The sequence below is a fragment of the Veillonella sp. 20925_1_51 genome (assembly GCF_041431445.1).
Taxonomy (GTDB): Bacteria; Bacillota; Negativicutes; order Veillonellales; family Veillonellaceae; genus Veillonella; species Veillonella nakazawae.
In genome coordinates this window covers 179,815-192,300 of sequence record NZ_JAPVXT010000001.1, presented here as the reverse complement: position 1 = coordinate 192,300, position 12,486 = coordinate 179,815, and the positions used below count along the sequence as shown (strand labels likewise).

Genomic DNA, 12,486 nt, shown 5'->3' with positions numbered 1-12,486 from the left:
CTTATCCTTCAATAAAAATATTTTTTTCCACCTTTAATGTGTGGTTTGTTCGTTTCATAATACCAATGAATCCATGAGGACCATAGGCTCTATAATAATGATCTGGTTTGGTATTGGAAAATTCACTATCAATAGATAATTGTTTACCTTGAACCATCATCTTTAATTGTACACTATTTACCGTTACTTTTGAAAGATGTGAAACTGCTGTATCCGTTGGTAACAATAGGCTTTCACCATGAATCATCAGTTCCTCAGCCATTTTTGCAGAACCAATATCAAAGGGCCCTACTTGAGTACGCGCCAAAGATGTCATCGTTCCTGGTATACCTAATGAAACACATATATCACGTAATAATGAACGAATATAAGTGCCTCCAGAGCATGTTACACGAACTGTAAAATATGGAAAGCCATACGCCACAAGCTCAATATTTTTTATATGAATTTTCCGTAATGGCAATTCTACAGAAATACCTTTACGGGCATATTCATAAGCACGAATACCATTTACTTTAATAGCGGAATATTTTGATGGTCTCTGATTTTGAACTCCAGAGAACGTATTCAATGTATTAACTAATTCTTCAAAAGTTGGTTTTACTATAGCATCAGAAAGTTCTGAACTTTGAGACGATTCATTTAATAGAACACCATCTCGCAATACCATGTCATTATCAGGCAATACTGGTTGACCTGAACTATCTTCAGTATCTGTAAAAGTCCCAAATTTACATTCTGCCACATAGGTTTTATCAAAACCATCAGTATATTCAATGAGTCGCGTAGCCTTACCAAGAAATACTGGCAATACACCATATGCCATAGGATCTAAAGTACCACTATGCCCTATGCGCTTCTCTTTTAAAATGCGGCGACAAATGGCAACAGCATCATGGCTTGTTATTCCAGGAGGTTTTAAAAATGGTAAAACGCCATCCATTATTTAATCACCTCAATAAGAGCTTGCTTTGCTTCCTGTAATGGTAAATTAATGGTACAACCGGAAGCTCGAATATGTCCGCCACCGCCAAAATTGCTAGCTATAGCATTCACGTCAGTTCCTTTAGAACGCAAGCTTACCCGCGTTCTATCATCAGCTTCAGCTTTTAATAAAATAGCTATATCAACAGTATCAACGTTTCTAATAATATCTACAAAACCATCCGTATCATCCCCAAGAATTGTCATGGCTTCACGATTCAACTCGATTGTAGCCACGGTGTTATTCTTGTAAAACTCGATAGTTTGCATAACTTGTTTTGTTAATTCAAGACGACTGGCAGACACAGCTTCAATCGTTTCAGAAATAACATTAGGTCTAGCACCAGCTGCTACACATTTTGCAGCCATTTCTAAAGTATTGGCTGTGGTATTACTGAACTTAAAGAAGCCACAGTCTGTAGCAATAGCCATATATAATGCAGTGCCCATAGACTCAGTGATAGGCCAATTCCATTTTGTACATAAATAGGTAATAATTTCACCAGTAGCAGCAAAATTAGGCTTTAAATATAGATGATCCGCAAACTCCGTATTAGAAATATGGTGGTCTATATTAAAAATAGGTGCACTCCATAGTGCACCTACTTTGCCAATTCGCTCATACGTGCTAGCATCCAATACCATTAGCATATCAATATCAACAGGATTTGTTTCAAAATACGCTACATCATGGATGTGGTCCGTATATCGTAAGAATGAGTACTTTTCAGGAACTACATCATCCACTACCATATATACAGTTTTACCTTGCCCTACAAGGGCTTCGTAAAAGGCCACCATGGACCCGATAGCATCACCATCGGGTCTAACATGGACGGTTAGCATAATAGAATTAGCTTCACACAGAGCCACATGTAATTGATTGATAGTAATCTTACTCATGTTCTCTATCCTTTGTGTTAATTTTTTTCTTCGTCCTTTTTGATTTCATTCAAAAGGGATTCAATATGCATGCTATAGTCTAAAGACGTATCCTTATCAAATGTGATAGAAGGAATATGGCGCAACTTAAGTACTTTGCCAAGCTCAGTACGAATATGGCCTGCTGCATGCTTTAAAGCGATAAGAGTATCTTCTTTTTCCTTATCGGAACCAAACAAGGAAACGTAAATTGTAGCCTCTCGTAAATCACCGGTTACATGAACATCGGTAATAGTAGTAAAGCCGATGCGAGGATCTTTCAATCCACGCATCAACATTTGACTTACCTCTTGTTTGATGAATTCTTGTAGTTTTCTGACACGAACGTCACTCATATAAACCTCCTATATTTGAGGTGCAACTTCTTCCATCAAGTACGCTTCAATTACGTCGCCTTCCTTGATGTCGCGGTAACCTTCTAAGGAGATACCACATTCGAAGGATGTTTTAACTTCTTTTACTTCGTCTTTGAATCGACGTAAAGAGTCAACCTTACCTTCAAATACAACAATACCATCACGGATCAAACGTACTTCAGAATCGTTAGTAATACGACCTTCTGTTACATAAGAACCGGCAACGATAGCTTTAGGTGTAGAAATAACTTGACGTACCTCGGCACGACCAACGACAACCTCTTTAAATTGAGGAGCCAACATACCACGCATCGCAGACTCAACGTCATTAATAGCATCGTAGATTACGCGATATGTACGAAGGTCAACTTTTTCATTCTCAGCAGCGCGACGTACATTAGCATCAGGACGTACATTGAAGCCCATAACGATTGCATTAGATGCAGAAGCCAACATGATATCGGATTCATTAATAGCACCTACTGCAGCATGAACGATAACGATACGTACTTCAGGGTTTTTAATGCCTTCCAAGGATTGACGTAATGCTTCTACAGAGCCTTGAACGTCTGCTTTAATGATGATATTAAGATCTTTTAACTCACCTTGTTGAATTTGGTTGAAGATATCATCCAATGTAACTTTGTGAGTAGCTTGCAATTCTTGAACGCGTTGTTTAGCAATACGTTTTTCTGCGATTGCACGTGCTTCGTTATCATCCATACCATTGATGATTTCACCAGCTTGTGGAACTTCTGAGAAGCCCAAGATTTCAACTGGCATAGAAGGACGAGCTACTTTTACCTTTTCACCGCGTTCATTTGTCATGGCGCGTACTTTACCATAAGCAGTACCAGCAAGTACAGTATCACCTACACGAAGGGAACCTTTTTGTACTAATACGGTACATACAGCACCACGACCTTTATCAAGTTGAGCCTCGATAACTACGCCGTAAGCTTTACGGTTAGGGTTCGCTTTTAATTCCATAACTTCTGCTACGAGCAAGATATTTTCGAGCAAGTCGTCGATACCTTGTTTTTGTTTCGCAGAAACTGGAACCATGATTACATCGCCGCCCCATTCTTCTGGTAAAAGGCCATGTTCAGACAATTGTTGTTTAACATGGTCTGGGTTAGCACCTGGTTTATCCATTTTGTTGATAGCAACAATAATAGGTACATCTGCAGATTTAGCATGGTTTATGGCTTCAATAGTTTGCGGCATTACACCATCATCAGCAGCTACAACGAGAACTGCGATATCTGTAGATTTAGCACCGCGAAGACGCATAGCTGTAAACGCTTCATGGCCAGGAGTATCAAGGAATGTAATTTTATTGTCGTTATAACGAACTTGGTAAGCACCGATATGTTGAGTAATACCACCTGCTTCGCCAGCTGTTACATTAGTTTGACGAATTACGTCCAACAAGGATGTTTTACCATGGTCAACGTGACCCATGATAGTAACAACTGGAGGACGAGGTTTTAATGTTTCTGGTGCATCTTCGATTTCGATGATATCAGTAGGATCTTCTTCAGGTTCTACTTCTGTTACAGTTACACCAAATTCTTCAGCTACGATTGTAGCAGTATCAACGTCAACCTCTTGGTTAATGCTAGCCATAACACCTAGAAGCATCAACTTTTTGATGATTTCAGATACTTCGCGGCCCATTTTTTCAGCTAATTCTTTAACTGTTAAAGGACCGGATAATTCGATTTCCGTAGCAATCGCTGCTTCAGCCTTACGTTCAGCCTCAGCTTTTTGTTGTAAGTACTGTTCATTACGATGTTTTACGCGATTCTTTTTCTTTTGCATAGATGTAGATAACAAGGATTGAGGACGGTTATTACCGCCTTTTTTATTTTTCTTGTTACGACGATCATTGTTATTAGAATTGCGGTTATCATTGTTTCGATTGTCGTTATTGCGATTATCATTATTACGCGCATCATTAGGACGACCGTTATTATTGCGGTTGTCATTATTGCGGTTATTATTGTTATTAGGGCGGTTATTAGCGCGGTCACCAGATTGTTGGTTACCTTCGGATTTACGTGTAGGTTCAGAGATTTGTACATGACGTACATTGCCCTTTTTATAGTCATTTTGTTTAGATTGATCGTCTTGTTTTTGACCACCTTGTTTACGATTATCCTTTTTCTGTTCGTTAGAACGATTTGGATGTTGTTGTTTATGTGGTGCAGCTTCTTGTTTATGAGCTGCAGTTGGAGCAGATTTTTGTTCTACTTTTTGTTCTGTTTTTTGTGCTACTTTAGGTGCTTCAGATTTCTTACTCAATTGTTTTTTTACAATTTCATAACCGGAATCATCTACAGAATTAACTGCTTTCGTAACATTTACATTATGTTGTTGCAAAATAGAAATGACCTGCTTACTTTCTACGCCGAACTCTTTGGCGATTTCATGGACGCGCTTTTTGGACATCTACATACCCCCTTATTATCGATCAATCTCTTTTACTATTGCCTTTGCAAATCCATCATCTAGTACGGCGACTACTACCCTAACTTCTTTACCAATGGCCGTTCCTAACGCCTCTTTATTGGCAATACTATGAAGTGGAATCTGATGTGTCTCTGCTAATTGAGTATATTTCTTTTCATTGTTGGTTGCACAGTCACCAGCGAGAAGTACCAATTTTGGTTCCTTTCTCTTTATAGCCTTTTCTACGATAAAATCACCAGAAATAACTTTGCCTGCTCGTTGTGCTAAACCTAAGAGATTCAAAATTTTATCTTCATTCATGTATATCAGTGATTACTCATGCTCTTGTAAATCACGTTGTAACGCTTCGTATATCTCTTTCGATACACTATGCTTTAATGACCGTTCTAATCGTTTTGCCTTATAGGCTTGTTCAAAGCACGACATGGATTCACATAGATAGGCTCCACGTCCTGGTGCTTTACCAGTGCGATCAATACTAATATTACCGTCTGGGCTCAAGGCTACACGAATCAATTCACGTTTTACCTTTGGCTCACCACATCCTACACAGGTGCGCATAGGTTGGGATTTCGGTTTCATGACTATTCTCCATCCTCAGCATTGCCAAAACCTGCAAAAGGTTCTTCAGCTGCTTGAGTTTCACTCTTAATATCGATTTTCCAGTTAGTTAATTTGGCTGCTAATCGAGCATTTTGACCAGCTTTACCAATTGCTAAGGATAATTGATAATCAGGAACTACAACGTAAGAGGATTTTTCTTCTTCACTTACATCAACAGATACAACCTTTGCTGGACTCAAAGAGTTTGCGATATAAATTGCTGGATCTTCATCCCATTTAACGATATCAATCTTTTCATCATGTAACTCATCAACGATATGTTGTACACGTTGACCTTTAGGACCTACGCAAGCACCTACTGGGTCAACATTTTCATCACGGCTATAAACAGCAATCTTAGAACGCATACCTGGCTCACGAGCTACGGATTTAAGCTCTACCACACCTTCATAAATTTCTGGTACCTCTAACTCAAAGAGGCGTTTTAATAAACCAGGATGTGTGCGGGAAATCATGATTTGAGGCCCTTTCGTAGTTTTCTTAACCTCTACGATATAGCATTTAATACGATCTCCTTCGCGATATGTTTCTGTAGCAATTTGCTCAGTAGGAGGCAAGATTGCTTCTGTTTTACCTAAATTGATAAATACATTTTTACCTTCAACACGTGTAATAACGCCAGTAATGATATCGCCTTCACGGCTATAGTATTCTTCATATACTACGCTGCGTTCAGCCTCTTTCAAACGTTGAATAAGCATTTGTTTTGCAGTATGGGCAGCACTACGGCCAAAGTTAGCTGGAGTAACATCGACTTCTACTACGTCGCCAACTTCAAAACGTTTGTCAATTTTGCGCGCTTCTAACAAGCTAATTTCTGTTTCTGGCAATTCCACAGTTTCTACTACTTGTTTTTTAGCCATTACTTTGTAAACGCCTGTTTCACGGTCAATCACAACGTACGCATCTGGATTAGATGTTGGTTCTTTGCGATATGCTTGCAACAATGCAGCCTCTAAGGATTCAAAAATAACCTCAGGAGCAAAACCTTTTTGCTTTGTAAGCACCATTACCGCTTGAATTAATTCTTGACTCACTCGTATGCCTCCATATATTAAAAATCAAGATGTAATCGAATTTGTGCAATGGCAGACCGTTCGAATGTCATGCTTTCACCATTGATAGTAAAATCGATAGTTGTGTCTGTAAAACCTTCTAATGCACCAGTAAATTGTTTACTGCCATTAATCGGTTTAAATAGTTGGATATCAACATCACGACCATTATAGCGAACCAAATCCTTATCCTTCTTAAGAACTCGATCTAGGCCTGGAGAAGATACTTCCAATAAATAGTTTTCCGTAATTGGATCTTTTTCGTCGAGCACAGCACTTAGTTTTTCGCTAACCAACTGACAGTCATCCAAATCTACACCACCTGGCTTGTCGAGATAGACACGTAAATACCAATCGCGTTCACGAACGTAATCTACATCAACTAGTTCCATTTCGGTGCCGGCTATAATACCTTCAACTACAGAGGATACAAATTCCTCTACTGCTTCTCTCTTCATAGCCATCGCCTCCTTCATTACTACATCTTGTATATATCTCTTGATTTCAAACACCTTAAAATTAGGCTAATCATAAATGAAAGAGTGGACATAAGCCCACTCTTTTAAAAGATTTATATAAAAGTCATATATAGTATATCACATTTACTGTGTATATACAAATTCTACGCTTTCTTATGGGCTTTAACCAAACATTCCCACTTAGATTATTTCATATAATATAAAATAACTCAAAAAATAGCATAGTCACACTTTACAATTATTAGTCAACCCGCTCATTTAACCCTTTTAATATAGGACCTAGATGCTCACGAAGAACAGCGGTTAAATCAACTAAATTTTTAGCATCTAAATGATGGTCTATTTCAGGATAGTTTTTATAACGAAGCTCTGCAAAATACTCATCACGTAATTCGTTATAATATAGCAATAATCCAGTACATTCATCCATCTTACGATATTCACCGATAATAAAAGAACCATTAATCATCCGAATTCCGTGAGCTGGATCAACATCACATATAAAACCTTCCAGTTCTTTAGGCATGACCTCGGAAAAATCCCATTCAGGTATTCCTCGGCGACGATACGTAAAGGTAAAGTTATTCGCTGGCTCGATTAACATATTAGTTAAACCTTTGACACATCGATCTTGTAGCCCCTTCCAGAACGACTCTAAATCAGCCCGTACAAACGAAATATCCACAAAGGAAAAGAGTGGCATTTCAATATGAACCGTATAGTCCTCTACCTCTTTATCATATAAGGCAGACCATCGCCACCCTAGATTATTTTGATAATGGAAAATAGGTACCTTTAATACCTCTTCACCTGTTGTAAGGCGTTCAAGTAGCGCAGTGTAATCAGATTCATTGGAGGCTACTAAGGTAAATCCCCCAATCTGCTGAGGCAACCATGAATAATCTAATGCTTTACAAGCTTCAATAATCGTTTCCATATAATGCCTCATATTTCTGTTGATACTGTAAAACAGCTTTTACATAGCTACGTGTTTCTGGAAATGGTATAGTATCAACCATGCCATTCCATTTATTCTCATTAAGCCAGGATTCAACATGGCCGCGTCCCGCATTATACGCAGCTAACGCCTGCACCTCATCGCCATTAAATTCTTTTAACAAATGGCCTAGATACCATGTGCCTAACTCAATATTTGTTTCAGGCTCTTTTAGCTGACGATCTGTATAATTACCATGTCCAACTTGTTGAGCAACCCATCGCGCTGTATCTGGCATGAGTTGCATCAATCCAAGAGCACCTGTTTCAGACTCAGCAGTATTCTTATATTTACTTTCAGCTAAGATAACACTAGCCACCAAGGATGGTGGAACCTGTTCCTTCTCAGCTGCAGCCATCACTACATCTCTATAGTTAAAGGGGTACGCCACTTGACGCGCTAAAGGATCATCTAAATGAGTAAAATAAAACCACCCAAGTACGACGCACGATAACGCCGTTGCCGTTGCACGTTTCATAAATCCCCCTTTCTACATATAACTACTATAACATTTACCATAATCTAGCTGTAACCAAATGCTAGGATACTATAATACTAAATTTCATGGGCTTATTATACCATTTAATACTATTTTTTATATACTAATTTTGACACATCTATTGTTATTATTGAGGTTTTTGTAAAAGCAGCTCTAGACGCTCACTCCAAATTGTATCTAATTGTGTGGTCAAAGCCTGAGGCGTACCATTGTTATCAATGATTACATCTGCATAGACACGTTTATCATCAAGCCGCATTTGACTATTAACACGAGCAAGAGCATCCTCTCTGGTATATCCATTGCGACTCATTAAACGTTCAATTTGAGTCGTTTCATTCACATATACGAGCCACACCTCATCCATCATGGTAAACCACTCCCCCTCTATGAGTAATGGAATATCATAGATTAAAATCGGTGTATTAACCGATTCATATTGAGATGTTTGTTCCAAAATACGATTGCGTATATGTGTTTTTAGACATCCATTTAACAATTGTCGTTTTTCTTCATTGTGAAAGACAATAGCGCCCAATGCTTCACGATTTAATGTACCGTCATCATGCAATACATTAGAACCAAAGGCATCCACAATTGCTTCTAAACCTTCAGTACCAGGCTCTACTACCTCACGAGCGACAATATCTGCATCGATATAAGGTATTCCTTTGTCCTTAAAATAGGTAAGGACTGTACTCTTGCCAGATGCAATACCACCAGTTAATCCTATTTTAAACATATATGCCTTCTATTTTTAATAAACTAATATTAAGAAACTATTATTTAACTAACGCCCAATTTTCCGCATGATGTACATCTACAATAAGAGGTACTTGTAACTCCACAACGGATTGCATAGTAGTACGTAATAATTCTTCTACTGCTTCTAATTCAGAATTCACCACTTCTAATACAAGTTCGTCATGTACCTGTAATAAAAGACGAGATGTAAAGTTTCCATCTTCTAGCTTTTGCTCGACTTGGTTCATAGCCAACTTGATAATATCAGCAGCTGTGCCTTGAATTGGTGTATTCATTGCCGTACGTTCTGCAAAGGAGCGACGGTTAAAATTACGACTGTTAATATCAGGCAATTCACGTTGACGACCGAACATAGTGCGAACCTTACCAGTTTCATGAGCTTCTTGAACCATGCGATCCATATACTCTTTAACCTTCGGATAACGGCTAAAGTATAAATCAATATAGTTTTTAGCTTCACCTCGTGTGATACCAAGGTCGCGAGATAAGCCAAAGTCAGAAATACCATAAATAATACCGAAGTTAATAGCCTTCGCATGAGAACGCTCTTCGCTTGTTACGTCCTCTTGGGCTTTACCTAGTACCTCTGCCGCAGTAAATCGGTGAATATCCTTACCATCAACGAAAGCTTTAATTAACGCTTCGTCACCAGATAGATGCGCTAAAATGCGCAACTCAATTTGAGAGTAATCGGCACTAACTAATGTGTCGTACCCTGCACCTGGATAGAATAAGGCACGAATTTCACGGCCTTTTTCAGTACGAACCGGAATATTTTGTAAGTTAGGGTCAGAAGAACTGAGGCGTCCTGTAGCCGTAACCATTTGATTAAACGTTGTATGAATACGTTTAGTCTTATCATTAATAAGAACTGCCAAGCCTTCACAATAGGTAGATACTAATTTTGCTACAGAACGGTATGCCAAGATTTTTTCCACGATTGGACTCTCATTGCGTAGCATATCGAGTACTTCAGCATCTGTAGAGTATCCAGTCTTAGTTTTCTTAATAACTGGCAAGTTCATCTTTTCGAATAAAATAACACCTAGCTGTTTAGGAGAGTTAATATTGAAAGTTTCACCTGCTAAATCATAAATCTCTTGTTGTACTTGAGCTAATTCATCTTTAAATCGAGCTGTCGTTTCAGCCAGCTTATTTGTATCAATGTATATACCATTTTTCTCCATTACAACTAAGGTATGAATCAATGGTAACTCAATCATTTCATATAAAGACCATAACTCTTCACGGCGAGCAGATTCACAAGCTACATCGTTCATAGCGAGTAATGCTTTTACCATAGATACGCATTCTACATCTACACTGCCACTAGCAATGCTTGGCACAGAGAAACGTTCCGTTAAATATAGATAACCATAGTTAGTACGCGTTGGATCTAACAAGTACGCTATAAGTGACATATCATGGATACGCGCTGACTTATCTTCATTAAATAAAGAAATCTCGCCTGGCGACTCTTCACCTAATGCTTCTATTAATTCTTTTGTTTGAGTCGTAACAATCGCCTTTGCCCCTTGTAAAACAGCTAATACAGCTTTAGTATCATCTGTTTTTACAATAGTATCACCATTGGATAAATACGTATTCGTTACTGTTCTGAACGGAGTTTTACCATCGAGTACAACATGTACTGCTACAGTTTTATCTACATAGAAGTCAGTGGTTAGAGCCTTAGCATCTGCTAAATCATCTAAAGAAATTTCCTCTTGTGGTGCAAAAAGAGAGCCTGGTTCACCAAAAGCTGCTTCCTCTCCGCCCATTACTTGAACGATACGAGGTGTTAATTTAGTAAAGCCTAAAGTTTCAAATAAAGGCTGTACCTCAGAGGCATGGAAATTTTGCACAAAGTCTTCTACCTTGTAAGATAAGTCCATATCCGTTTTGATGGTAGCTAACTCACGAGATAAGAAAGCTAAATCTTTGTTTTCAACGAGTCGCTCTTTTAATTTCTTACCAGAAATATCTTCAATATGATCATATACAGACTCAAGATTACCGTATTCTGTAATCAATTTAAGAGCCGTTTTTTCACCTACACCTGGTACACCTGGAATATTATCGGAAGAGTCCCCCATAAGGGCTTTCATTTCGATAACCTTATCAGGACCATAGCCATAGAGTTCTTCCATGTTATCAAGAGTAACCTCTAACATATCAGAAATACCTTTTTTAGTTAAGAACACGTGACTATGCTCTGTAACGAGTTGGAGATTATCGCGGTCACCAGTAATAATTTGAACAGCCATCTCTGGTGTACCAAATTTCTTACTTAAAGATCCTAGAATATCGTCCCCTTCAAAGCCTTCTTCTTCAATAACACAAATACCTAAGGCTTTTAATACATCTTGAATAAGACTAAACTGTGGACGTAAATCCTCTGGTGCATCTGGACGATTGCCTTTATATTCGCTGTACATTTCAGTACGGAAAGTCTGACGACCTTTATCAAAAGCTACTGCAATATAATCAGGATTAATTTCTTCATACAATTTGATGAGCATTGTTAAAAAACCATACACCGCATTCGTTGGAGTTCCTAAAGCAGACTTCAACGGTGGTAATGCAAAAAATGCACGGAATAACAAACTACTACCATCTATAATCATTAATTTTTTCATAAGACACCTCACTTAATTCTATTCTTTATTATAACATAAGGGCACTAACTTACTTTTAAAATCAAAATAATTAACTTATTACAACACTAGCAAATATATTAATAATATTGATTTCATAAAATACGCTTATATGGTATAGTTAAAGAATAGTAAAAAATGTTATATACTTCATACCAATAAGGAAAATATTGGGCTGAAAAGTCCTTGCGTATCAATATGTGGTATGATATAATCATTCAGGTATAAGAAACGATTTTTAAGGAGGTGACTCAATTGCCAAACATTAAATCCAGTATTAGAAGCGTAAAAACGGATGCTGAACGTCGTGCGAAAAACGCCGCTGTAAAATCTCAAATCCGTACAGCAAGTCGTAAAACCGTAGAAGCTGTTCAAGCAGGCGCAGTAGAAGAAGCAAAACAAGCACTTGTTCATGCTACTAGCGTAATTGATAAAGCAGCCTCCAAAGGTGTACTTCATAAAAACACTGCAGCTCGCAAAAAATCCAACCTTGCAGCTAAAGTAAACGCTTTATAATTTTAAAAGCAAGTAAGACAGTCTCTCGGATATCCGTTGAGACTGTTTTTTTATGCCCTTTTTCCTATTTTTCAATAATGATCTTTTCGTTTTTTATACAGTTATATTTTATTATGCCCTATGGGCAGATTAGAGGA

At 38.0% G+C, this 12,486-nt stretch carries 13 protein-coding genes; 1 reads left to right on the top strand and 12 read right to left on the bottom strand.

Annotation, left to right across the window (positions count from 1 at the left end):
• Position 1 precedes the first annotated feature (1 nt).
• From O3607_RS00880 to polA, 12 genes are all read right to left on the bottom strand, one after another.
• Complete coding sequence (locus O3607_RS00880) at positions 2-943, bottom strand: tRNA pseudouridine(55) synthase TruB (RefSeq protein ID WP_295219801.1); 942 nt, start codon at positions 941-943, stop codon at positions 2-4.
• Positions 943-1,887: a bifunctional oligoribonuclease/PAP phosphatase NrnA gene (locus O3607_RS00875; RefSeq protein WP_005386856.1), complete on the bottom strand. Its 945-nt coding sequence runs from the start codon at positions 1,885-1,887 to the stop codon at positions 943-945. The genes O3607_RS00880 and O3607_RS00875 overlap by 1 nt, the downstream gene beginning before the upstream one ends.
• 17 nt (positions 1,888-1,904) lie before the next feature.
• The gene (gene rbfA / locus O3607_RS00870) at positions 1,905-2,261 is read right to left on the bottom strand and encodes a 30S ribosome-binding factor RbfA (protein ID WP_005386857.1); all 357 of its coding nucleotides are present in this window, start codon (positions 2,259-2,261) and stop codon (positions 1,905-1,907) included.
• A 9-nt stretch (positions 2,262-2,270) separates the two neighbouring features.
• Complete coding sequence (infB, locus tag O3607_RS00865) at positions 2,271-4,736, bottom strand: translation initiation factor IF-2 (protein ID WP_349224319.1); 2,466 nt, start codon at positions 4,734-4,736, stop codon at positions 2,271-2,273.
• Positions 4,737-4,751: 15 nt separating this feature from the next.
• Positions 4,752-5,057 (bottom strand): ribosomal L7Ae/L30e/S12e/Gadd45 family protein, encoded by a 306-nt coding sequence (locus O3607_RS00860; protein ID WP_213467774.1) that lies wholly within the window; start codon positions 5,055-5,057, stop codon positions 4,752-4,754.
• A 12-nt stretch (positions 5,058-5,069) separates the two neighbouring features.
• On the bottom strand, positions 5,070-5,339 hold the full coding sequence (rnpM, locus tag O3607_RS00855; protein WP_105085510.1) for an RNase P modulator RnpM: 270 nt from the start codon (positions 5,337-5,339) through the stop codon (positions 5,070-5,072).
• A 2-nt stretch (positions 5,340-5,341) separates the two neighbouring features.
• The gene (gene nusA, locus O3607_RS00850; RefSeq protein WP_178885094.1) at positions 5,342-6,418 is read right to left on the bottom strand and encodes a transcription termination factor NusA; all 1,077 of its coding nucleotides are present in this window, start codon (positions 6,416-6,418) and stop codon (positions 5,342-5,344) included.
• A gap of 17 nt (positions 6,419-6,435) precedes the next feature.
• Positions 6,436-6,894 carry a ribosome maturation factor RimP gene (gene rimP, locus O3607_RS00845; RefSeq protein WP_105085508.1) on the bottom strand — a complete coding sequence of 153 codons (459 nt, stop codon included), beginning with the start codon at positions 6,892-6,894 and terminating at the stop codon, positions 6,436-6,438.
• 262 nt (positions 6,895-7,156) lie between these two features.
• On the bottom strand, positions 7,157-7,852 hold the full coding sequence (locus O3607_RS00840) for a hypothetical protein (RefSeq protein ID WP_349224318.1): 696 nt from the start codon (positions 7,850-7,852) through the stop codon (positions 7,157-7,159).
• The gene (locus O3607_RS00835; protein WP_105094289.1) at positions 7,836-8,390 is read right to left on the bottom strand and encodes a lytic transglycosylase domain-containing protein; all 555 of its coding nucleotides are present in this window, start codon (positions 8,388-8,390) and stop codon (positions 7,836-7,838) included. Before O3607_RS00835 ends, O3607_RS00840 begins: the two co-directional genes overlap by 17 nt.
• 148 nt (positions 8,391-8,538) lie before the next feature.
• Positions 8,539-9,153 carry a dephospho-CoA kinase gene (gene coaE / locus O3607_RS00830; RefSeq protein ID WP_349224317.1) on the bottom strand — a complete coding sequence of 205 codons (615 nt, stop codon included), beginning with the start codon at positions 9,151-9,153 and terminating at the stop codon, positions 8,539-8,541.
• Positions 9,154-9,193: 40 nt separating this feature from the next.
• The gene (gene polA, locus O3607_RS00825) at positions 9,194-11,815 is read right to left on the bottom strand and encodes a DNA polymerase I (RefSeq protein WP_349224316.1); all 2,622 of its coding nucleotides are present in this window, start codon (positions 11,813-11,815) and stop codon (positions 9,194-9,196) included.
• A 273-nt stretch (positions 11,816-12,088) separates the two neighbouring features.
• Between polA and rpsT the strand changes: the two genes are divergently transcribed.
• Positions 12,089-12,349 carry a 30S ribosomal protein S20 gene (rpsT, locus tag O3607_RS00820; RefSeq protein WP_009351773.1) on the top strand — a complete coding sequence of 87 codons (261 nt, stop codon included), beginning with the start codon at positions 12,089-12,091 and terminating at the stop codon, positions 12,347-12,349.
• Positions 12,350-12,486 lie beyond the last annotated feature (137 nt).

Excerpts from the sequence above, each read along its gene's own strand:
- O3607_RS00880 (WP_295219801.1), bottom strand. The coding sequence starts at position 943 with ATGGATGGCGTTTTACCATTTTTAAAACCTCCTGGAATAACAAGCCAT.
- O3607_RS00875 (WP_005386856.1), bottom strand. The coding sequence starts at position 1,887 with ATGAGTAAGATTACTATCAATCAATTACATGTGGCTCTGTGTGAAGCT.
- rbfA (WP_005386857.1), bottom strand. The coding sequence starts at position 2,261 with ATGAGTGACGTTCGTGTCAGAAAACTACAAGAATTCATCAAACAAGAG.
- infB (WP_349224319.1), bottom strand. The coding sequence starts at position 4,736 with ATGTCCAAAAAGCGCGTCCATGAAATCGCCAAAGAGTTCGGCGTAGAA.
- O3607_RS00860 (WP_213467774.1), bottom strand. The coding sequence starts at position 5,057 with ATGAATGAAGATAAAATTTTGAATCTCTTAGGTTTAGCACAACGAGCA.
- rnpM (WP_105085510.1), bottom strand. The coding sequence starts at position 5,339 with ATGAAACCGAAATCCCAACCTATGCGCACCTGTGTAGGATGTGGTGAG.
- rimP (WP_105085508.1), bottom strand. The coding sequence starts at position 6,894 with ATGAAGAGAGAAGCAGTAGAGGAATTTGTATCCTCTGTAGTTGAAGGT.
- O3607_RS00840 (WP_349224318.1), bottom strand. The coding sequence starts at position 7,852 with ATGGAAACGATTATTGAAGCTTGTAAAGCATTAGATTATTCATGGTTG.
- O3607_RS00835 (WP_105094289.1), bottom strand. The coding sequence starts at position 8,390 with ATGAAACGTGCAACGGCAACGGCGTTATCGTGCGTCGTACTTGGGTGG.
- coaE (WP_349224317.1), bottom strand. The coding sequence starts at position 9,153 with ATGTTTAAAATAGGATTAACTGGTGGTATTGCATCTGGCAAGAGTACA.
- polA (WP_349224316.1), bottom strand. The coding sequence starts at position 11,815 with ATGAAAAAATTAATGATTATAGATGGTAGTAGTTTGTTATTCCGTGCA.